At 74.0% G+C, this 20,823-nt stretch carries 22 protein-coding genes; 5 read left to right on the top strand and 17 right to left on the bottom strand.

What is annotated here, in order from left to right; translation table 11 throughout:
• Positions 1-173: 173 nt before the first annotated feature.
• On the top strand, positions 174-662 hold the full coding sequence (locus ACIOHG_RS09350; protein ID WP_033214088.1) for a YajQ family cyclic di-GMP-binding protein: 489 nt from the start codon (positions 174-176) through the stop codon (positions 660-662).
• Between the two features lie 85 nt (positions 663-747).
• On the opposite strand, the gene ACIOHG_RS09345 is transcribed toward ACIOHG_RS09350, so the two are convergent.
• Positions 748-1,197, bottom strand: a complete 450-nt coding sequence (locus tag ACIOHG_RS09345; protein ID WP_400947415.1) for a hypothetical protein — start codon at positions 1,195-1,197, stop codon at positions 748-750.
• 138 nt (positions 1,198-1,335) lie between these two features.
• Positions 1,336-1,773: a hypothetical protein gene (locus ACIOHG_RS09340; RefSeq protein WP_400947413.1), complete on the bottom strand. Its 438-nt coding sequence runs from the start codon at positions 1,771-1,773 to the stop codon at positions 1,336-1,338.
• 112 nt (positions 1,774-1,885) lie between these two features.
• Here ACIOHG_RS09340 and mug point away from each other — a divergent pair, with 112 nt between their 5' ends.
• Positions 1,886-2,461, top strand: coding sequence for a G/U mismatch-specific DNA glycosylase (mug, locus tag ACIOHG_RS09335; RefSeq protein ID WP_400947410.1), 576 nt, complete (start codon positions 1,886-1,888; stop codon positions 2,459-2,461).
• 13 nt (positions 2,462-2,474) lie between these two features.
• Here mug and ACIOHG_RS09330 read toward each other — a convergent pair whose 3' ends face one another.
• A complete protein-coding gene (locus ACIOHG_RS09330) occupies positions 2,475-3,245 on the bottom strand; it encodes a phosphotransferase (RefSeq protein WP_400947407.1) in 771 nt (256 codons plus the stop codon).
• 104 nt (positions 3,246-3,349) lie between these two features.
• Complete coding sequence (locus ACIOHG_RS09325) at positions 3,350-3,751, bottom strand: YccF domain-containing protein (protein ID WP_400947404.1); 402 nt, start codon at positions 3,749-3,751, stop codon at positions 3,350-3,352.
• A gap of 189 nt (positions 3,752-3,940) precedes the next feature.
• Between ACIOHG_RS09325 and ACIOHG_RS09320 the strand changes: the two genes are divergently transcribed.
• Positions 3,941-5,521, top strand: a complete 1,581-nt coding sequence (locus ACIOHG_RS09320; RefSeq protein WP_400947402.1) for a purple acid phosphatase family protein — start codon at positions 3,941-3,943, stop codon at positions 5,519-5,521.
• A gap of 64 nt (positions 5,522-5,585) precedes the next feature.
• Here ACIOHG_RS09320 and ACIOHG_RS09315 read toward each other — a convergent pair whose 3' ends face one another.
• The 12 genes from ACIOHG_RS09315 to ACIOHG_RS09260 all read right to left on the bottom strand — a co-directional run bounded on the left by ACIOHG_RS09315 (position 5,586) and on the right by ACIOHG_RS09260 (position 16,757).
• Positions 5,586-5,984, bottom strand: coding sequence for an SHOCT domain-containing protein (locus tag ACIOHG_RS09315; RefSeq protein ID WP_400947399.1), 399 nt, complete (start codon positions 5,982-5,984; stop codon positions 5,586-5,588).
• Between the two features lie 136 nt (positions 5,985-6,120).
• On the bottom strand, positions 6,121-6,978 hold the full coding sequence (htpX, locus tag ACIOHG_RS09310; RefSeq protein ID WP_400947397.1) for a zinc metalloprotease HtpX: 858 nt from the start codon (positions 6,976-6,978) through the stop codon (positions 6,121-6,123).
• 106 nt (positions 6,979-7,084) lie between these two features.
• Positions 7,085-8,590, bottom strand: coding sequence for an NADH-quinone oxidoreductase subunit N (locus tag ACIOHG_RS09305; protein ID WP_400947665.1), 1,506 nt, complete (start codon positions 8,588-8,590; stop codon positions 7,085-7,087).
• Between the two features lie 32 nt (positions 8,591-8,622).
• Entirely contained in the window at positions 8,623-10,149 is a 1,527-nt protein-coding gene (locus ACIOHG_RS09300) for a NuoM family protein (protein WP_400947394.1), read from the bottom strand.
• 43 nt (positions 10,150-10,192) lie between these two features.
• Positions 10,193-12,151, bottom strand: a complete 1,959-nt coding sequence (locus ACIOHG_RS09295) for an NADH-quinone oxidoreductase subunit L (protein ID WP_400947392.1) — start codon at positions 12,149-12,151, stop codon at positions 10,193-10,195.
• A complete protein-coding gene (gene nuoK / locus ACIOHG_RS09290; protein ID WP_400947390.1) occupies positions 12,148-12,486 on the bottom strand; it encodes an NADH-quinone oxidoreductase subunit NuoK in 339 nt (112 codons plus the stop codon). The genes ACIOHG_RS09295 and nuoK overlap by 4 nt, the downstream gene beginning before the upstream one ends.
• Before the next feature lies 1 nt (position 12,487).
• A complete protein-coding gene (locus ACIOHG_RS09285; RefSeq protein WP_400947388.1) occupies positions 12,488-13,123 on the bottom strand; it encodes an NADH-quinone oxidoreductase subunit J in 636 nt (211 codons plus the stop codon).
• Positions 13,120-13,674 carry a NuoI/complex I 23 kDa subunit family protein gene (locus ACIOHG_RS09280; RefSeq protein WP_400947662.1) on the bottom strand — a complete coding sequence of 185 codons (555 nt, stop codon included), beginning with the start codon at positions 13,672-13,674 and terminating at the stop codon, positions 13,120-13,122. Before ACIOHG_RS09280 ends, ACIOHG_RS09285 begins: the two co-directional genes overlap by 4 nt.
• The gene (gene nuoH / locus ACIOHG_RS09275) at positions 13,671-14,630 is read right to left on the bottom strand and encodes an NADH-quinone oxidoreductase subunit NuoH (RefSeq protein ID WP_400947385.1); all 960 of its coding nucleotides are present in this window, start codon (positions 14,628-14,630) and stop codon (positions 13,671-13,673) included. The genes ACIOHG_RS09280 and nuoH overlap by 4 nt, the downstream gene beginning before the upstream one ends.
• Complete coding sequence (locus tag ACIOHG_RS09270) at positions 14,627-15,733, bottom strand: NADH-quinone oxidoreductase subunit C (protein ID WP_400947383.1); 1,107 nt, start codon at positions 15,731-15,733, stop codon at positions 14,627-14,629. The genes nuoH and ACIOHG_RS09270 overlap by 4 nt, the downstream gene beginning before the upstream one ends.
• On the bottom strand, positions 15,730-16,359 hold the full coding sequence (locus ACIOHG_RS09265; RefSeq protein ID WP_400947381.1) for an NADH-quinone oxidoreductase subunit B: 630 nt from the start codon (positions 16,357-16,359) through the stop codon (positions 15,730-15,732). Before ACIOHG_RS09265 ends, ACIOHG_RS09270 begins: the two co-directional genes overlap by 4 nt.
• Entirely contained in the window at positions 16,350-16,757 is a 408-nt protein-coding gene (locus tag ACIOHG_RS09260; RefSeq protein ID WP_400947378.1) for an NADH-quinone oxidoreductase subunit A, read from the bottom strand. Before ACIOHG_RS09260 ends, ACIOHG_RS09265 begins: the two co-directional genes overlap by 10 nt.
• 287 nt (positions 16,758-17,044) lie before the next feature.
• On the opposite strand from ACIOHG_RS09260, the gene ACIOHG_RS09255 reads away from it, so the two are divergent.
• Positions 17,045-18,199 (top strand): sensor histidine kinase, encoded by a 1,155-nt coding sequence (locus tag ACIOHG_RS09255; protein WP_400947376.1) that lies wholly within the window; start codon positions 17,045-17,047, stop codon positions 18,197-18,199.
• 119 nt (positions 18,200-18,318) lie between these two features.
• Here ACIOHG_RS09255 and ACIOHG_RS09250 read toward each other — a convergent pair whose 3' ends face one another.
• Positions 18,319-19,410, bottom strand: a complete 1,092-nt coding sequence (locus tag ACIOHG_RS09250) for a S1C family serine protease (RefSeq protein WP_400947659.1) — start codon at positions 19,408-19,410, stop codon at positions 18,319-18,321.
• Between the two features lie 252 nt (positions 19,411-19,662).
• On the opposite strand from ACIOHG_RS09250, the gene galE reads away from it, so the two are divergent.
• The gene (gene galE / locus ACIOHG_RS09245) at positions 19,663-20,637 is read left to right on the top strand and encodes a UDP-glucose 4-epimerase GalE (protein WP_400947373.1); all 975 of its coding nucleotides are present in this window, start codon (positions 19,663-19,665) and stop codon (positions 20,635-20,637) included.
• Positions 20,638-20,823 lie beyond the last annotated feature (186 nt).

Here is a 20,823-nt window from a genome sequence, read left to right as displayed (position 1 = left end):
GTAAACGATACCTGATGTTGGGGGGTGGTCTGCCACTCGGTTACGTCAGGTCGCGGCCGGGGCGGGCGGCGGCGGTTGCGGGCGGGGGCGCGGGGGGCTGGATAGGCTGGGGCGTCGCTCGCCGGTGGCGGGCGGCGCGACCGTGCAGCCGTAGTGCAAGGAGACCAACACCCATGGCCGACTCCAGTTTCGACATCGTCTCGAAGGTCGAGTGGCAGGAGGTCGACAACGCGATCAACCAGACCTCCCGCGAGATCGCCACCCGGTTCGACTTCAAGAACGTGGGCGCCGAGATCAAGCGGTCCGGCGAGAAGATCGAGATGAAGGCCAACGGCGAGGAGCGGGTCCGGGCGATCCTGGACGTGCTGCAGACCAAGTTCGTGAAGCGCGGGCTGTCGCTGAAGGCGCTGGACGCGGCGGAGCCGCAGCTGTCCGGCAAGGAGTACAAGATCTTCGCCGACATCAAGGAAGGCATCACCACCGACGATGCCAAGAAGGTCGCGAAGATCATCCGGGACGAGGGCCCCAAGGGCGTCAAGGCCCAGGTCCAGGGCGACGAGCTGCGGGTCAGTTCGAAGTCGCGGGACGACCTGCAGGCGGTCCAGGCCCTGCTCAAGGGCAAGGACCTGGACTTCGCCATCCAGTTCGTGAACTACCGCTGAGCGGTAGGGACTCGGGCTCCGCACCAGGGAGGGCATCCGCGCGGCGGGTGCCCTCCCTCCGCGTGTGCGGGGGCGGGGTGCGGGGTCAGGGCTTGGTCGGCGGGGTGGCGGGGAGCGGGCCGAGCAGGCCCTGCAGGGTGCCGGTGAGCTGGTCGACCAGGTGCTGGACGGCGCCGGTGTCGGGGGCCCCGGTGCCGGTGCCGGTGCCGGCGCCGGTGCCGAGCAGGCCGGTGAGGGTGCCGAGGAGTCCTTGGAGCGGGCCGAGCAGGCCGCCGATGTCGGGGACGGCGGGCGCGGCGGGCAGCGTGGGAGCGGTGGGGGCCGCGGGGAGGTCGGGCGTCCCGGGCGGGGTGGGGGCGGTGATCGGGAGGGAGGGCAGCGGCGGGAGGGCCGCGGCCTGGACGAGGGCGCCGGTGGGGCGGGCGCGGAACGCGTCGGCGGGGTCGGCAGCGGACGCGGGGGCGGCGGACGCCAGGGTGACCGTGCTGAGGGTCAGGACTGCGGTCAGCGCGGCGGCCGGCCAGTGGGCACGCATGGTAAAGCCGTTCCTTTCGGGGGGAGTTCAGGCATTTCGCCTGCACCCACACGTTGGGCCACCCGAAAGTACGGGGCCACCGCGCGTACGCCGAACGGTGCACCGGCCGGTGGCCGCCGGGGCGGGGCGGACGGGCCGTCAGCCCTCGGCGGCGCGGCGGCAGTGCGCGTCCACGGCGTCGGCGATCTCGCGGACGGCGGGGACGGTGGCGCCGAGGGCGCGCAGCAGCAGGTGGAGCGGGGCACCGTCGGCGGGGGTGAGCGGGCCGAGGGTGGTGCGGCCGTCGTACCAGAGGGCGGCGCGGCGGCCGGCCGGGTGTTCGGCGTCGAGCTCCAGGTAGCCGATCGGGGCGGCCTTGGACCAGCCGGCGACCCGCGGGGCGAAGCCGGAGGGGAATCGCTTGAAGCCGAAGTCCGGTGTGTTGGAGGGGTGTTGGAGCACGTCGTGGAGGACGTCGGTCATCGGCACCAGGGCGAGTCCGTGCGGCAGGCCGACCGCGCGGGCGAGCGGGATCTCGGCCACCACCACGCCGATCAGCTCCCCGGTGGCGATCAGGGCGTTCAGTTCGTACGGCATCGCTCCATTCTCCGCCGGGGAGGTCACCCGGTCAGGGAAACAATCGAACTGACTATCCATTCGCCGCGCGGGGCGGCCGTCGCGGCCGGGCCGGGTGGGGCAGAGTGGGGGGATGACTGGAAGTGCGCTGCGGCGGCCGACCGCCGAGGAACTGGCCGCCGCCCAGGACGCGGTGATCCCGGACGTGGCCGGGCCGGGTCTGCGGGTGCTGTTCTGCGGGATCAATCCGGGCCTGTGGTCGGGGGCGACCGGGCGGCACTTCGCCCGGCCGGGCAACCGGTTCTGGCCGGCCCTGTACCGCTCCGGGTTCACGCCGCGGCAGTTCGGGCCCGCGGAGCAGGAGGAGCTGCTCGGCCTGGGCCTGGGGATCACCAACGTGGTGTCGCGGACCACGGCGAAGGCCGCGGAGCTGACCGCCGAGGAGTACCGGGCGGGCGGCGCGGCGCTGGTGGAGCGGGTGACGCGGCTGCGGCCGCGGGCGCTGGCAGTGCTGGGCATCGGGGCGTACCGGACGGCGTTCGGCCGGCCGCGGGCGGCGGTCGGGCCGCAGCCGGAGCCGATCGGGTCGACCGAGGTGTGGGTGCTGCCGAACCCCAGCGGGCTGAACGCGCACTACACGCTGGACGGGATCGCCGCGGAGTTCCGGGCGCTGCGGCTGCACCTGGCGGGCGAGGGCCCGCAGGAGTAGGCCGGTCGTCCGGTCACTCCGCCAGGAGCCGCTCCTCGAAGCGGGCGCGCTCGCGGACCGCGTAGGCGGCGTCGGAGAGGTACATCAGGTGGTGGCCGTCGGCGAGGTGGGAGGCGAAGGCGGCGTTCCCGGCGGCAGCCTCGGCCCGCATGTGGGCGACCAGGGCGTGCAGCCGGGCCTCGACGGTGTCGACCAGGGCGGCCCGGTCGGCCCGGCCGAGGCCGTAGGCGTCGCAGAACTCCCGGACCCGGACGGCCTGTTCGTCGGGGGTGCCGAAGCCGTCGGCGTTGCCGGGCGCGGTGATCGGGGCCCAGCGGTAGGCGGCGTAGGCGACGTCCCAGAGCCGGGGGCCGGGGTGGGCGGTGTCGAAGTCGATGACGCCGACCACCCGTTCGCCGTCCAGCACGCAGTTGTGCGGGGCGTAGTCGCCGTGGCAGACCACCTCGGCGGGCTCCCGGGCGGGCAGCATCCAGCCCTCGGCGGTGTAGCCCGCGGTGGCGTCGTGGTAGGCGCGCAGCAGGCGGGCGGCGCTCAGTAGGGCGGTGCGGGAGGCCGCGGCCGGGGTCGGCGGGTAGTCGGAGACCTCGCCGGGCAGGAAGTCGAGGATCTCCCGTCCGTCCGCCGTCAGCCCGTGGAAGGCGGGGCCGCCGGTGAACCCGGCCGCCCGCAGGTGGGCCAGCAGCCCGTGCACGGCGGGCGACCACGGCCCGGTGGGCCGCAGCACCCGGTCGCCGACCCGCTCGACCAGGTTGACCCCGCCGGCCAGGATCTCGCGCTCCGCCACTGCCTGCTCCCCACTGCGTCCGCCGTCGTCGACCGGACGGTTCTACCCCGGCCGGGGCGGGGCCGCGAGCGGTTTTCCCACCGGGGCACACGGTCGACGGGCGGTCAGCGGGCGCCGAAGCCCTGGTCGGTGGAGACGATGTCGCGGCCGAGCGGGGTGAGCGAGACCGGGACCATCTTGAGGTTGGCCCAGCCGAACGGGATGCCGATGATCGACAGGAACAGCGGGATGCTGGTCAGGATGTGACCGAGCGCCAGCCACCAGCCCGCGAACACCAGCCAGATCACGTTGCCCACGCAGGACGGGGCGCCCGCGTCGTCGCGGACCACGGTGGTCCGGCCGAACGGCCAGAGCATGAAGCCCGCGAGGCGGAAGGACGCGATGCCGAACGGGATGGTGACGATCAGTACGAAGCAGATGATCCCGGCGAGCGCGTAGCCGAGCGCCATCCACAGTCCGCAGAACAGCAGCCAGATGACGTTGAGCAGGAAGTTGATCAGCTTCATGCCTCCAGGCTCGCACACCGGGAACGGAGCGGGCGGGCGGCGGAGCGCACTTGTGGCAGGGGTGTGACGGAGCGTCGGTTCCGGGGCGTTCACCGGGGGTTCGGCCGGGCGGTGGCGGGCGGGGGTGCGGTGTTCGCCGGGGACTGGGAGGGTCCGGGCGGCTCTCGACTGTCTACAACGGAGGCGACAGTGGCTCACCCCTCGCGCAGAACGGTGCTCCGCACCACCACCACGGCCGGCGTGCTGGCCGCCGTCCCCGGTTCGGCCCTGCTCTGGACGCAGCCCGCGGTGGCGGGCGTCCCCGCGCCGGAGCAGGTGCACCTGCAGTGGGGCGAGGAGCCGTCCACCGAGATGACCGTCTCCTGGGCCACTGCGGGCTCGGTGCGCCGGCCGAAGCTGCGGCTCGGCACCGCGCACGAGGGCCTCGGCCGGACCGAGCCGGCCCACAGCCGCTCGTACGTGGACGGGCTGAACAAGGTCGAGACGTACACCCACAGCGTGCGGCTGCGCGGGCTGCGGCCGGACACCGCCTACGTGTACGAGGTCGCGCACGACGGCGCGGCGCCCGTCCGCGGCAGTTTCCGGACCGCGCCGCGGCGGGGGCGGGCGGCGTTCCGGTTCACCAGCTTCGGCGACCTGGGCGCGGGCGACCCGAAGTGGTCGAAGTCCTCGATCCACGCGGCCGCGGCGGTCCGCCAGGTCGAGCGCTTCGACCCGCTGTTCCACCTGCTGAACGGCGACCTGGCCTACGCCAACAACAACCCGCAGCTCCAGCCGCAGTGCTGGGACGCGTTCCTGAACAACCTCCAGCAGTCGGCCGCCCGCCGCCCCTGGATGCCCGCGCCCGGCAACCACGAGGTGGAGGCCGGCGGCGGCGAGCTGGGCTACGCCTCGTACCACGCCCGGTTCGACCTGCCGGACAACCGGACCCGCGACTTCTGCGGCAACTGGTACGCCTTCCAGGTCGGCGCGGTGCTGTTCCTCAGCCTGGACGGCAACGACCTCTCGGTGGAGGACGACGCCTCGCTCGACCCGGCCACCGGGCAGTCCGTCTACGTCTTCGGCTACAGCCAGGGCGCCCAGCTGCGCTGGCTGGAGCGCACCCTGGCGCGGGCCCGGGGCGGCGGCGAGGTGGACTGGGTGGTGGTCTCGATGCACCAGTTCGCGATGTCCTCCTCCGCGAAGAGCCACGGCGGTGACATGGGCCTGCGCGAGCACCTGCTGCCGATCCTGGACCGCTACTCGGTCGACCTGGTGCTGGCCGGCCACGACCACGACTACGAGCGCACCCACCCGGTGCGCGGCACCGACCCGGGCACCCTGCTGCGCCCGAGCGTGGTGGACGACGGGCTGAAGCAGATCGACAGCTCCAAGGGCACCGTGCACCTGATCCTGGGCGGCGGCGGCACCGCCTCGCACGACGACGACTTCCTGACCGACCCGAACGGCGGCGTGCCGGACGCCTTCGTCCGCACCCAGCGGCTGACCTACAAGGCCGACCCGGACGCCAAGGAGAAGGCCACCTGGTCGGCCGTCCGCGACCCCGACCACGCCTTCCCGTACGGTATGGCGGTGTTCGACGTGGACCCCGGCCTGGCGCCCGGCGGGCGGACCAGCATCACCGTCAGCTACTACCACTCGGCGGCCGCGGTGGCCGGGCGGCCCGACCCGGTGCCGGTGCTGTTCGACCGGTTCACCCTGGTCCGGGACCGCAGCGACGGCCGCTGGCACCACGGCGGCCACGACCGGGAGCTGCAGGACGCCCAGTAGGGCCCGCGCACGCCGGAGGCCCGCCGCGGCACCTGCTCCGCGGCGGGCCTCCGGTCCGGACCGGTCAGGCGAGCAGCTTGTCCTTGGCCCGCTGGTACTCCTGGTCGGACAGCGCGCCGCTCTCCTTCAGCTCGGCGAGCTTGGACAGCTCGGCCACGTGGTTGGGGGAGGACGGCGGTCCGGCGGCGGCCCGGCGGACGTAGTCCTGGAAGGCGGCGTCGGCCTGCCGGGCCTGGTCCAGGTCGCGTTCGTGCATCGAGCCGCCGCGGACGATCAGGTAGACCAGGACGCCGAGGAAGGGCAGCAGGATGACGAAGATCGTCCAGCCGGCCTTGGCGCCGCCGCCCATGTCGTTGCTGCGGAAGATGTCCGTGATGATCTTGAACAGCAGGAAGAACCAGAGGACCCAGAGGAACAGCTCCAGCATCGTCCAGAAGATGTTGAGCAGCGGATAGTTGTCCATGACGCTCCGATCCCGCGCACGGTAGGACGAGAGCCCCCCCGGGACGGGGACGGTCGGGGGACGAAACGATTCGTACCACCCCGGAACGGGCGTCGCACGCCGGGCGGCCACGGAGGGTGACCGCCCGGCCACCGGGTCAGCGGCCGGCCATCCGCTCCAGCCGGGCGATCCGCTCGCGCATCGGCGGGTGGGTGGAGAACAGCTTGGCGCCGCGCTCGCCCGGGCGGAACGGGTTGGCGATCATCAGGTGACTGGCCGTCTGGAGCTGCGGCTCGGGCGGCAGCGGCAGCCGCTGGGTACCGGCGTCGAGCTTGCGCAGGGCGCTCGCCAGGGCCAGCGGGTCGCCGGTGATCCTGGCTCCGTCGGCGTCCGCCTGGTACTCGCGGGAGCGGCTGACGGCCAGTTGGATCAGGCCCGCCGCGACCGGCCCCAGGATCATGATCGCCAGCATGCCGACCAGGCCCGGGCCGTCGTCGTCGTCCGAGCGGCCGACCGGGATCAGCCAGGCGAAGTTGACCAGGAACATCACCACCGAGGCCAGCGCCCCGGCCACCGAGGAGATCAGGATGTCCCGGTTGTAGACGTGGCTCAGCTCGTGGCCCAGCACGCCGCGCAGCTCGCGCTCGTCCAGCAGCTGCAGGATGCCATCGGTGCAGCAGACCGCGGCGTTGCGCGGGTTGCGGCCGGTGGCGAAGGCGTTCGGGGCGGGCGTCGGCGAGATGTAAAGCCGCGGCATCGGCTGGCGGGCCGCGGTGGAGAGCTCGCGGACGATCCGGTACAGCTGCGGGGCCTCGATCTCGCTGACCGGGCGGGCCCGCATCGCGCGCAGCGCCAGCTTGTCGCTGTTCCAGTACGCGTAGGCGTTGGTGCCGACCGCGACCAGCAGGGCCACCAGCAGACCGGTGCGGCCGAAGAAGCTGCCGATCACCAGGATCAGCGCGGACAGGCCGCCCAGCAGGACGGCCGTCCGCAATCCGTTGTGGTGGCGGTGCACTGCGGGCCCTCCTGTGGTGCCGGCGGAAGCCCCTGGAGCAGCTTCCCTCTGCCGGGATCAACGCGCCGAGCTGGCCCGTTCGTTCCCTCCGGCATTCGACCACGGGTCAGAACAGGCTGCCCGACACCACCCGGAGCACCAGTTGCGGGGCCACCGAGAGCACCGCCGCGCCGCAGGCGGCGAGCCCCAGGGCGGCGGTGAGCGGGGCCGGGACGCGGCGCGGCCCGGCGGCCTCCGGGGCGGGCGCGAACAGCAGCGCCGTCCACTTCAGGTAGTAGGCGAGCGCGACCACCACGTTCACCGCCATCACCACGGCCAGCCAGCCCAGGCCCGCGTCGACCGCCGCGCGGAACACCACGACCTTGCCGAACAGGCCGACCACGCCCGGCGGCAGGCCGGCCAGGCAGAGCAGGAAGAAGGCCAGTGCGAACGCCGCCCAGCGGTTGCGCGCGGCCAGGCCGCGGAAGGCGTCCAGCCGGCCGGAGCCGCCGACCAGCGCGACCGCGCCGAACGCGCCCAGGTTCACCAGGCCGTAGATCAGCGCGTAGGCCACGGTCGCGCCCAGCGGCTGCGCCGAACCGGCGCACCCGGCGGCGGCCAGCGGCACCAGCAGGTAGCCGGCCTGGCCGATCGAGGACCAGGCCAGCAGCCGGACCGCGCCGTACGGGGTGTCGGTGCGCTGGCGCAGCGCGGCCGCGTTGCCGACCGTCATGGTGAGCGCGGCCAGCACCGCCAGCACCAGGCCCCAGGTGTGGCCGTAGGGGCGGAAGGCGAGCGTGGTGACCAGGGCGAGGCCGGACAGGCCGGCCGCCTTGCCGACCACCGAGAGGTAGCCGGCCACCGGGAGCGGGGCGCCGACGTAGGTGTCGGGGACCCAGAAGTGGAACGGGACGGCGGCGGTCTTGAACGCGAAGCCGACCAGGGTGAGCACCGCACCCGCCTCGGCCAGCGGCTTCAACTGGCCCGGGGCGTGGGCGAGTCCGTCGGCGATGCCCTGGAGCTGGATCGTCCCGGCGGCGGCGTAGACGAAGCTGACGCCGAGCAGCATCACGGCGGTCGCGGTGACCGAGGAGAGGAAGAACTTGAGCGCGCTCTCCGCGCCCCGGCCGTCCCGGCGCAGCGCGACCAGGGCGAACGCGGGCAGGGTGGCGACCTCCAGGGCGATCACCAGGGTGGCGAGGTCGCGGGAGGCGGGCAGCAGGGCGGCACCGCAGGCGGAGGAGAGCAGCAGGAACCAGTACTCGCCGCCGGGCAGCTTCTCCTCGTCCACCGTGTGCAGCGAGAGCAGCACGGTGAGCAGCGCGCCGCCGAGGGCGAGCAGTTGGAAGGCGAGCGCGAAGGGGTCGGCGGTGTAGGAGCAGCCGCCGCCCGGGCTCCGGAAGCAGAAGGTGGAGCGGGTGTCGCCCAGGGCGAGCGGGATCAGCATGACCAGCGCGGCGAGCAGGCCGGCGGCGCTCAGCCACCCGAGCAGGCGCTTGCGGGCCTCGGGCAGGAACAGGTCGGTGACCAGGACGGCGAGGGCGGCGAGCGCGGCGATCAGCGGCGGGGCGATCGCCGTCCAGTCGACGGACTGGACCAGGGTGCCCGGGTCGGCGACGGCGAGCTGAGTCATGACGGGCTGCCCCAGGTCGTGAGTGGTGGTCATCAGCCGCTCCCGAGGAGGTGCTTGACGGCCGGGTCGGAGAGGCCGAGCAGCAGGGCCGGCCACAGGCCCGCGAGCAGGGTGAGTGCGGCCAGCGGCGTCCAGCTGGCGGCCTCGTAGCCCTTGAGGTCGGGCAGGTCGGCGACCGGGGCGGGCTGCTTCGGGTCGCCCATGCAGACCCGCTTGACCACGATCAGCAGGTAGGCGGCGGTGAGCAGGGTGCCGAGGCCGGCCAGCACCAGGTAGGTGACGAAGGCGGGCCGGGAGAGCCCGTCCGCCGGGTCGAACGCGCCGTACATGGCGAGCAGTTCGCCCCAGAAGCCGGCCAGGCCGGGCAGGCCGAGGCTGGCGACGGCGGCGAAGGCGAGCAGGGCGCCGATCCGGGGGGCGCGGCCGTAGAGGGCGGCCCCGGTGGCCCCGGCGAGGGTGTCGAGGTCGGCGGTGCCGTAGCGGTCCTTGACGGCGCCGACCACGAAGAACAGCAGGCCGGTGATCAGGCCGTGCGCGATGTTGGCGAACAGCGCGCCGTTCAGGCCGGTCGGGGTGAGCGAGGCGATGCCGAGCAGCACGAAGCCCATGTGGCCGACCGAGGAATAGGCGATCAGGCGCTTGAGATCGCCCTTGGCGCCCTTGCGCGCGAGCGCCAGGCAGGCGAGCGAGCCGTAGACGATGCCGACGGCGGCGAACGCGCCCAGGTAGGGGGCGAAGGTCGCGGTGCCGTCGGGGACGACCGGGAGCAGGACCCGGACCAGGCCGTAGGTGCCCATCTTGAGCATCACGCCGGCCAGCAGCACCGAGCCGACGGTCGGGGCGGCGGTGTGCGCGTCGGGCAGCCAGGAGTGCAGCGGCCAGGCGGGGGCCTTCACGGCGAGGCCGACCAGGATCGCCAGCGCGGCGATCAGCTGGGTGGTGTGCGAGAGGCCGGAGCCGTGCGCGGCGGCCAGCTTCACCATGTCGAACGTCCCGGCCTTCGTGCCGATCAGCAGGAAGCCGAGCAGCATCACGGCGGAGCCGAGCAGGGTGTAGAGGATGAACCGGTTGGCGGCCGGGACCTTCTTCCCGCTGCCCCAGCGGCTGATCAGGAAGTACATCGGGATCAGCACGATCTCGAAGGCCAGGAAGAACAGCACCAGGTCGAGCACCGCGAAGGTGGCCAGCATGCCGGTCTCCAGCAGGAGCAGCAGGCCGGTGAAGGCGCGGCCGCCGGGGCCCTCCGGGAGCTTCTTCACCGAGTAGAGCGCGCACAGGAAGGTGAGCAGCGCGGTGAGGACCAGCAGCGGCAGCGAGATGCCGTCCACACCGAGGTGCAGGCGGACGTCCAGCGCGGGGATCCAGGCCACGTCGGTACCGGCCTGCATCCGGCCGGGGTCGCCGTGGTCGAAGCCCGCGGCGAGGGCGACCGCCAGCAGCAGGGTGGCGCCGGTGACGGTGGTGCCGAGGCGGAGCGCCTGCCGGTCGCCGATCGGGGCGAGGGTCAGGGCGGCGCCGAGCAGCGGCAGCACCAGGAGGGCGATGAGGACCGCGTTCATCGGGGACTCCGGGGGTGTGCCGGGACGGGGAGGTGGAGGAGCGTCACGAGCCCACCGCCACCAGGACGGCGAGCAGGACGGCTCCGGCCAGCAGCGCGCTCAGGTAGCCCTGGGCGTTGCCGGTCTGGGCGAAGCGGACGGCGCGGCCGAGCCAGCCGGGGGCGGCGCCGGCGCCGCGGACGTAGGTCTCCACCACGGCGCGGTCCAGGAACCGGACCAGCCGGGCGGCGGCCGCGGTGGGCCGGACGAACAGCGCGGCGTACAGCCGGTCGACGCCGAAGCCGTGCTGGGCGGGCCCGTACAGCGGGCCGAGCAGCAGGCGGCCGGGGTCGGTGGCGGGCTGCCCGGCGGTGGTGCGGGCCCCGGCGGTGCGCCAGGCGGCGTACCCGGCCAGGACGCCGACCACGGCGGCGCCGGTGCCGAGCACCATGGTGGTGACGGCGGGGCTCAGCGGTTGGCCGTCGAGCAGGGCGGGCAGCCAGTCGGTGCGCAGCCCGAGCAGGCCGAAGGCCAGGGTGGGCACGGCCAGCACCCACAGCGGCCAGCGCATCGCGGCGGGTTCGGCGTGCGCCGGGTCGGCCTCGTCGATCTCCGGGGAGTACGGGGCGTCGGCGGGGGCGGCCACCGGCGCGATCGGCCCGGGGTGGAAGGCGACCAGCCAGAGCCGGGTGGCGTAGGCGGCGGTGAGCAGCGCGGTGAGCAGTCCGGCGGCCAGCACCGTCCAGCCGGCCGCGGCGGGGACGGCGGAGGCCGGGCCGAGGGTGCCGGTGAGGGCCTCGCCGTGGGCGGCGTGCTCGGCGGCGGTGAGCACCGACTCCTTGGAGAAGAAGCCCGCGAACGGCGGCAGGCCGACCAGGGCGGCCAGGCCGAGGCCCATCGTCCAGTAGGCGTCGGGGACCCGGCGGCGCAGGCCGTCGATCCGGGACATCGCGCCGATCGAGTTGGTGTGCGCGGCGTGGATGACCACGCCGGCGGTGAGGAACAGCAGGGCCTTGAAGGCGCCGTGCGCGACCAGGTGGAACACGGCGGACTGCCGGTCGCCGGAAGCCAGCGCGCCGGCCATGTAGCCGAGCTGGCCGACCGTCGAGTAGGCCAGGACCCGCTTCAGGTCGTCCTGGGCGAGCGCGCACAGCGCCGAGCCGACCATGGTGACGGCGGCCAGCACGGCGAGCACCAGCAGGGCGGCCGAGGACTGCAGGAAGACCGGCAGCAGGCGGGCGACCAGGTAGATGCCGGCCGCGACCATGGTGGCGGCGTGGATCAGCGCGGAGACCGGCGTCGGGCCGGCCATCGCGTCGGGCAGCCAGGTGTGCAGCGGGAACTGGGCGCTCTTGCCGGCCACGCCCGCGAGCAGCAGCAGGGCGATCAGGGTGGGGTGCTGGAGGCCGCCGGTGGCGGCGGTGCGCAGCACCTCGGTGATCCGGAAGGTCCCGGCGTCCGCGCCGAGCAGGAACAGGCCGAACAGGAACGGCACGTCGCCGAGCTTGGTGACCAGGAACGCCTTCAGCGAGGCGTCGCGGGCGTCGGCGGTCTCCCAGTGGTGGCCGATCAGGAAGTACGAGCAGATGCCCATCACCTCCCAGCCGACCAGCAGCACGATCAGGTCGCCGGAGTAGACGACCAGGAACATCGCGGCGGTGAACAGCGAGACCAGGGCCGCGTACGAGGGGTAGCGCGGGTCGTCCTTCAGGTACGCGGTCGAGTAGACCTGCACGCAGGTGGCGACCAGGCCGACCAGCACCGAGATCAGCGAGGAGTAGCCGTCCAGGTGCAGGGCGAGCGAGAGCTCCGGGCCGCCGGTGGGGGCGAGCCGGGTGGCGGCGTCCAGGGTGGTGCCGGTGCCCAGTTGGAGGGCGGTCACCAGGGCCAGCACGGCGGAGACCGCGACCGGCAGCACCGCGAGCGGGCGGGTCAGCGCCGGGTGGCGGCGGCCGGTGGCCAGACCGGCGGCGGCGCCGAGCGCGGGCAGCGCGGGGACGAGGATCGGCAGCGCGAGGTTCATCCGGCAGCCTTCTCCAGGTCGGTCTCGTGCCGGTCGCCGAGCGCGGTGACCGCGTCGACGGCGGCGGTGCGGCGGGTGCGGTACACCAGCAGCACGATGGCCAGGCCGAGGCCGATCTCGGCGGCGGCGATCGTGATGGTGAACAGGGTGAGCGCCTGGCCGGCGTGCAGGGTGTCGCGCAGCCAGACGTCGAAGGCGACCAGGTTCAGGTTGACGGCGTTGAGCATCAGCTCCACCGACATCAGCACCAGGACCACGTTGCGCCGGGCGAGCACGCCGTACACGCCGACGCTGAACAGCAGCGCGGCCAGGACGGCGGGGTAGGCGAGGTGCACGTCAGCGCTCCTTCGGCTTCGACCGCGGCTGCGGCTTCGTCAGGGCGGTGCGCAGCTGTCCGGCCCGGGGCCCGGCGCCGTCGCCCTTGGTGCGGGACAGCACGATCGCGCCGACCAGGGCGGCGAGCAGCAGCACCGACAGCGCCTCGAACGGCAGCACCCAGTGCGAGAACAGGTACTCGCCGGTGAGGCGGGTGGTGCCGGCCGCGCCGTACAGGTCGATCCAGGAGGAGCGGAAGGCGTCGACCACCAGGGTGACCAGGGTCGCGGCGGAGGCCAGGCCGACGGCGAGCGCGGCCGGGCGGTTGCCGGAGTCGGCGTCCGGGGAGCGGCCGATCGGGGCGCGGGTCAGCATCAGGCCGAACAGCACCAGCACCACCACCGAGCCCAGGTACACCAGCACCTGCACCCAGGCCACGAACTCGGCCGTGAGCAGCAGGAACTCGACGGCCAGGCCGCCGAGCGCGACCACCAGCCAGAGCGCGGCGTGCACCAGCTGACGGGTCGTCACCGAGACGACGGCCGCGCCGAGCACCAGGACCCCGACCAGCAGGAAGACGATCTCCTGCCCGGTGGGCGAGAGGTAGGAGCGCGCGGCGGGTTCCAGCGAGCCCGCGGCGGCCAGCAGGGTGCTCAACTCGGCTCACCCTCCTCGGCGGCGGCCGCCGCGGCGGCCAGCTTGTCGGCGGCCTTGCGGGCCATGGCGATCTCCTTGGGCTCCTCCGCCGCGGCGTCGAGCGCGGGCGGCGGCGGGACGGTCCACATCCACTCGCGCAGCCGCTCGCGCTCGTGGGTGAGCTCGCGGATGTCGGTCTCCGCGTACTCGAACTCCGGGGACCAGAACAGCGCGTCGAACGGGCAGACCTCGATGCAGATCCCGCAGTACATGCAGAGCGAGAAGTCGATGGCGAAGCGGTCCAGCACGTTGCGGGTGCGGGCCCGGGCGTTCGGGTCGGCGGCGGGCAGCGTCTCCTTGTGGGAGTCGATGTAGATGCACCAGTCCGGGCACTCGCGGGCGCACAGCATGCAGACCGTGCAGTTCTCCTCCAGCAGCGCGATCACCCCGCGCGAGCGCGGCGGCAGCTCGGGCAGGACGTCCGGGTACTGCGCGGTGACGGTCTTCCGCATCATCGTGCGCAGGGTGACGGCGAGGCCCTTGGCCAGGCCGGAACCGGGAATGCCCATCAGAGGAACACCACCTTGACGACGCCGGTCAGGACGAGCTGGGCCAGGGCGAGCGGGATCAGCACCGTCCAGGCGAAGCGCATCAGCTGGTCCTCGCGCAGCCGCGGGTAGGTGACCCGCAGCCAGATCACCACGAAGGCCAGCGCGAAGGTCTTCAGCAGCGTCCACAGCCAGCCCAGGCCGTCGGCGAACGGGCCGTGCCAGCCGCCCAGGAACAGCACCGAGGTGAGCGCGCAGAGCACCACGATGCCCGCGTACTCGGCCAGCAGGAACAGTGCGAAGCGCAGGCCGGTGTACTCGGTGTACGCGCCGAAGATGATCTCCGAGTCGGCCACCGGCATGTCGAACGGCGGGCGCTGCAGCTCGGCCAGGCCCGCCGTGAAGAACACGAACGCGCCGATCGCCTGCCACGGCACCCACCACCAGTGGAAGGCGTCCACGATCCCGGGCAGCGCCACCGTGCCCGCCGCCATCGTCACCGAGGCGGCGGCCAGCAGCATCGGCAGCTCGTAGGACATCAGCTGCGCGGCCGTGCGCAGCGCGCCCAGCAGCGAGAACTTGTTGGCGGACGCCCAGCCGGCCATCAGCGAGCCGAGCACGCCGATGCCCATCACGGCCAGCACGAAGAAGATGCCCGCGTCGACCGCCTGCCCGACCAGCCCGTCCGGGCCGATCGGGATCACCAGCAGCACCACCAGGTACGGCAGCAGCGCGACCGCCGGGGCGAGCTGGAACACCTTCCGGTCGGCGTCCCTCGGGACGATGTTCTCCTTCTGGGCGAACTTCACGCCGTCGGCGACCAGCTGCGCCCAGCCGTGGAACCCGCCCGCGTACATCGGGCCGAGCCGGCCCTGCATGTGCGCCATCGCCTTGTGCTCGGTCTGGCCGACCACCAGCGGCAGCACCAGGAACGCCACCAGCGTGCCGACGCAGCGCAGCAGCGTGTCGAGGAGGTTCACGCGCTGTCTCCGTCCTGCGGCTCGGCGGGCTGCTCAGGTTGTTCGGGGGCCGTCGCGGGCTGCTCGGGGGCCGTCGCGGGCTGCTCGTCGTCGTGGGCCGGGACGGGCGCGTGCCACGGGGCGTCGGAGGACCGGGTCCGGGCGGTGCGGCGCGGGGGCTCCGGGGCCCCGGGGGCCGACGGCGCGTCGGGGGCCTGGCTGACCGAGCCCTCGCCGACGCTGCGGGTGCGGCGCGGGCGGTCGGCCCGGACCGGCGGGGCGGCGGGCTCGGCGCCGGGCTCGGCGGGCGTCCCGGTGGTGGTCGGGGTCTCGGCGGCCTGGCTGGTGGAGCCGTCCCCCACGCTGCGGGTGCGGCGCGGGCGGTCGACGCCGGCCCCGGCCCCGGCCCGGGCGGCGGCCGCGCCGCCGGCCCGCGCGGCGCGGGCGGGGCGTTCGGCGACCGGGGGCAGGGTGCCCTTGAGCGGGCCCCACTCGTTCGGGTCGGGGACGCCGGCCGGCTGCATCTTGCGCCGGGCCGGGCCACCGTGGTCGGCGGACTCGCCGGGCTCCTTGGCGCCGGGCCAGTCCTTGGCGACCCGGGCGGCCAGCACGAAGTCCTTGCGCAGCGGGTGGCCCTCGAAGCCGTCCGGCAGCAGCAGGGTGGCCGGGTACGGGTGGCCGGTGAACTCGATGCCGAACATCTCCAGGGTCTCCCGCTCGTGCCAGGAGGCTCCGGCGTAGACCCCGACGGCGGTCGGCAGCGCGGCCTTCGCGCGCGGCACCCGGGTGCGCAGCAGCAGGCGGCGCACGGTGCCGGGCTCGCCGACGGCGGCCAGGTGGGCGCAGACGGCGAAGCCCTCGGCGAGGTCGTCGACGGCGCTCAGCCAGTCCAGGAAGGCGAGTCCGAGGGTGTCGCGGGCGGCGGTGAGCGCCTCGATCCAGTGCTCGGCGGGCACGTCGACGGTAAGCAGGCCGTACGCCTCGACGGCGGTGGCCCACGGGCCGACGGATGCGGCGGTGCGCTCGGCGGGCGTCGGCTCGGCGGGCGTCGGCGCGGCGGTTGACGGCTCGTCAGGGACGGCCGGGGTGCCGGGGGTGCCGGGGGTCCCGGGCGTGTCGGTCACTGCTCCCCCTCCCCCGGGGCGGGCCGCAGCGGGCGGCGGAGCGCGGCGGAGGGTGCGGCGTAGCGCTGCGGCACGTCCTCGGCGGCGATCTTCTCCTGGAGCTTGAGGATGCCCTGGAGCAGCGCCTCGGGCCGGGGCGGGCAGCCGGGCACGTAGACGTCGACCGGGATGATCTGGTCGACGCCCTTGGTGACGGAGTAGGAGTCCCAGTACGGGCCGCCGGAGTTGGCGCAGGCGCCGAAGGAGATCACGTACTTGGGTTCGGGCATCTGCTCGTACAGGCGCTTGACGGCGGGGGCCATCTTGTCGGTGACGGTGCCCGAGACGATCATCAGGTCGGCCTGCCGGGGGCCGGGCGCGAACGGGATGACGCCCATGCGGATGAAGTCGTGCTTGGCCATCGACGCGGCGATGAACTCGATCGCGCAGCAGGCGAGGCCGAAGTTGAAGCACCAGAGGCTGTAGCGGCGGCCCCAGTTGAGCACCACCTTGACCGGGTCCGGGGCGAGCCGGGCGAGCGGGCCGAGGCGGCGCTGCTCGACGGCGGCGCCGGGACGGGCCGGGTCGGGGATGCCGAGCGGGACCGGTCCGTCGCCGGGCGTCCCGTGCGCGTGCGTCACGTCCATTCCAGAACGCCCTTCTTCCAGGCGTAGAGCAGTCCGACCGCGAGGAAGCCGACGAAGACGAACATCTCCACCAGCGTCGCCGCCCCGTAGCCGGCGGCGGCGAACACCGTGGCCCACGGGAACAGGTAGATCGCGTCGACCGCGAAGATCACGTAGAGGTAGGCGTAGACGTAGTAGCGGATCTGGGTGTGCGCCCAGCCCTCGCCGACCGGGTCCACGCCGCACTCGTAGGCGAGCAGTTTCTCGGGGGTGTCGACCACGGGCCGCAGCAGGCGGTTGGCGGTGAAGGCCACCGCGACGAAGAGGACGCCGATGACCGCGAGCAGGCCGACGGCCGCGTAGGCGTCGAAGTAGCCGCTGCCGGCCGCCGGGTCGGCAGCGAGCGGCTGCCACTCCATGGGTTACGCCCTTCTTCTTTGCCCGTCCATAACCATCGCTATCGCGGGAGTCTATGTGCACCGCTCGTCTACTCCTCCACCTGCCCGCCCTGCAAGACGTCCGGTGGACATCCGCCGGAATTCCGCTCGACAGCGCTCCGGGCCCGGGCCTCCGGGCGGGGGGTGGGGATAACCCCCGGGCGAAGACGGAGTTCAGCACCATGGCGCCGGGGGGCGGCGGGCCGGGATGCTGATGATCGACAGATCAGGTGAGCGGGCACGGCGAGCACGAGGAGAGGGCGCGGAGCATGGAGGACGAGGCGAAGCGCCCGTCGTTGTACGGGGCGCGGCTGTGGCGGCAGGTCCGGCACGAGCTGCTCAACTTCCCGATCGGGCTGGTCGGTTTCGTGGTGACGGTGGTGCTGGTCAGCGTCGGCCTGGGCCTGGCGGTGACGGTGCTGGGCCTGCCGCTGCTGGCGTTCGGGCTGTCCTCGGCGCGGCAGTTCGGCCGGCTGGCCCGGGCCAGGGCCCGGGCGGACCTGGGCAGTTCGGTGGGCGAGCCGCCGCCGCTGACGCCGCGCCGGGCGGGCCCGGCGGGCCGGGTGGTGGCCGTCCTGTCGGACGGGCTGAGCTGGCGCTCGGCGCTGTACTGCGTGGTGCTGCTGCCCTGGGGGGTGGTGAGTTTCGCGCTTACGCTGGTGCTGCTGATCGTGGGCTGGCCGGCCCTGCCCTGGGCGATGCGGGCGCTGGCGGCGGCGGACCGGGTGCTGGTGGAGGGCCTGGTCGGGCCCGGCGCGCTGGCCGAGCGGGTCCGCGAGCTGGAGGACGACCGGGGCGCGGTGGTCGACACCGCGGCGGCCGACCTGCGCCGGATCGAGCGCGACCTGCACGACGGCGCGCAGGCCCGGCTGGTGGCGCTGGCGATGGATCTCGGCCTGGCCAAGGAGAAGCTGACGGAGGACCCGGCGGCCGCCGCGCAGATGGTGGACGCCGCGCACGGCGAGGTGAAGCTCGCCCTGCAGGAGCTGCGCGACCTCGCCCGGGGCATCCACCCGGCGGTGCTGACGGACCGCGGGCTGGACGCCGCGCTCTCCTCGGTGGCGGCCCGCTGCACGCTGCCCGGCGGGGTCCGGGTCCGGGTCGAACTGGGCGGCGGGCGGCCGGACTCCGCGGTCGAGGGGATCGCCTACTTCACGGTCAGCGAGCTGCTGACCAACGCCTCCAAGCACTCCGGCGCCCGCTCCGCCTCGGTGGACGTCTGGCGCCAGGACGACCGGCTGATGCTGGCGGTGGAGGACGACGGCCGGGGCGGGGCCCGGGTCCGGCCGGGCGGCGGGCTGGCCGGGCTGGCCGAGCGCGCCGAGGCGGTGGACGGCGTCTTCGTGGTCGACAGCCCGGCGGGCGGCCCGACCTCGGTCGCGGTCGAACTCCCGTGGCGGACGCGGGCGGGCCGCCCGGGGTGACCGCGGCCCGCGATCCCCGCAGAGCCCCCGGCCGGACGTGGCCGGGCGTGGGCGGGCCCGGGGTGCCGTCTCCCTTGCGCGGTACGGCACTCCGGGCCCGGGTCGGGCGGGCGCTGCGGCTACAGCGTCCCGAGGGTGACCTGCGCGCTCTGGTCCTTGCCCTCGCGCTGGTAGCCGACGGTGGCCTTGTCGCCGGGGGCGAGCGAGGCGAGCGCGGTGGTCAGTGCGGCGGGGCTGGTGATCGCGGTGTCGTTGACCTTGGTGATGACGTCGCCCGCCTGGAGGCCGGCCGAGGCGGCGGGGCCGCCGGCCGCGACGGAGACCACGGCCGCCCCGGCGGGCTGGAAGTTCGCGTCGAAGTAGGGGCGGACGGTGACGCCGAGCGCGGCCCGGCCGGAGTTGCTGACCTTGCCGTCCTTGATCAGCTGGTTGGCGATGCTGGTGACGGTGGCGGCGGGGATGGCGAAGCCGATGCCGGGCGCGGCCGAGCCGTTCAGCTCGGGGTCGACGGCGGTGAGGGTGTTGATCCCGATCACCTGGTTGGAGAGGTTGACCAGCGCGCCGCCGCTGTTGCCGGGGTTGATCGCGGCCGAGGTCTGCACCATGTTGCCGATGGTGGCGCCGGGCGAGTCCGCCGTCCGCGGCTCGCTGACGGTCCGTCCGACCGCCGAGACGATGCCCTGGGTGACGCTGCTGGACAGGCCGAGCGGGCTGCCCATGGCGAGGGTGATCTGGCCGACCGCGACCTTGGCGCTGTCCGCGAAGGCGGCGGGCTTGAGACCGCTCGGCGGGCTGCTGAGCTTGATCACGGCGAGGTCGGCGTCGGGGTAGCTGCCGACCAGGGTGGCGTTCAGCGGCTTGCTGCTGTTGGCCAGCGTGACGGTGAAGCTGGTCGCGCTGCCCACCACGTGCGCGTTGGTGACGATGTCGCCCTTGTCGTCGAAGACGATGCCGGAGCCGAGGCTGTTGCCGGCGGTGATCTGCACCACCGAGGGCAGCACCTGGGCGATCACGTGCTGGTAGTCCTGCTCCAGTTGGTTGTTGCCGGTGGGCGCGGGCGCGGAGGAGGTGGCGCTGCCGCTGGCCGCCGCCGAGGAGCTGCCGCCCTTGCCGGAGCTGGAGCAGCCCGCCACCAGCAGCGCGGCCGAGACCAGCACCGCCGCCGGCCCGAGCCACAGCTTGGGCCCGGTGGGCCGGGGGCCGGCCGGGATCGGGCGGGTCGGTTCCTTCTTCGGGCGCACGGCGGGCACCTCCGGTCGCAGGACAGGGCTTTGTCAGCATTTCACCGGTATGTCCGTGTTTCCGTGCAGACACACCAGGAGACACACCGGCGGACGCCCCGGAAGGCGGCACGCCCCGCGTCCGACGGCCCCCGCCCGCACCGCCGGGCCACCGCCGGCCGCCGACCGCCACCGCCCGCCGCCCGACCGGGCCCCGACCGCCCCGGGGCTAGGATCGGAGCCATGACCTGGTTGATCACCGGCGGCGCCGGCTACATCGGCGGCCATGTCGTGCGGGAGCTGGTCGCGGCCGGCGAGTCCGTGGCCGTGCTGGACGACCTGAGCAGCGGCGCGGCCGTCCACCTGCCACCGGGCGTGCCGCTGGTGGCCGGCTCCACGCTGGACCGCCCGCTGCTGGACGCGGCGCTGGCCGAGCACGGCGTCACCGGGGTGCTGCACCTGGCCGCGAAGAAGCAGGTCGGCGAGTCGGTCGAGCAGCCGCTGCGGTACTACCACGAGAACGTCGAGGGCCTGCGGACGGTGCTGGCCGCCGCGGTGGACGCGGGGGTGCGCCGGGTGGTGCTGTCCTCCTCCGCGGCGGTCTACGGGATGCCGGACGTCGACCTGGTCGACGAGAAGACGCCGTGCGCGCCGATGAACCCGTACGGCGAGACCAAGCTGGCCGGCGAGTGGCTGCTGAACGCCTGCGCGACGGCCCACGGCCTGTCCGCGGTGTCGCTGCGCTACTTCAACGTGGCGGGCGCCGCCTCCCCCGAACTGTCCGACCCGGGCGCGGCGAACCTGGTGCCGCTGGCCTTCGGGCGGCTGACGGCCGGCCTGCCGCCGCTGATCTACGGCGACGACTACCCGACCCCGGACGGCACCTGCGTCCGGGACTACATCCACGTCTCGGACGTGGCCTCCGCGCACGTCGCCGCCGTCCGCCGGCTGTCCGCGGCCGGGCCGGGCGATCCGGTCCGACTGACCCTCAACATCGGTACGGGGCACGGCGCCTCGGTGCGCGAGATGCTGGCGGAGATCGCCGAGGTGACCGGGATCGGGATCGCCCCCGAGGTGATCGCCCGCCGGGCCGGCGACCCGGCCCGGGTGGTGGCCGCCGCCGACCTGATCCGCCAGGAGCTCGGCTGGAGCGCCGAGCACGACCTGCGCTCGATGGTCGCCTCGGCCTGGGCGGGCTGGCAGCACCGCCACCCGTAGTACGACCGCCCCGCACGACGACAGGGCCCCGGACCGCTGCGGCGGTCCGGGGCCCTGTCGTCGTGTCCACCCCCGTTCTGTCAAGCCCTTGCCGAAGATCCTCCTGTCACGCCATCAGACCAGCGCAGATCCTCTGGTTCGACCGGGAAAACGATCTAGCTTTTCCGTTACGAACGGGCTACGGTC

It is taken from the genome of Kitasatospora sp. NPDC088134, assembly GCF_044741705.1.
GTDB lineage: Bacteria > Actinomycetota > Actinomycetes > Streptomycetales > Streptomycetaceae > Kitasatospora.
This window is presented reverse-complemented; position numbering and strand designations above follow the sequence as displayed.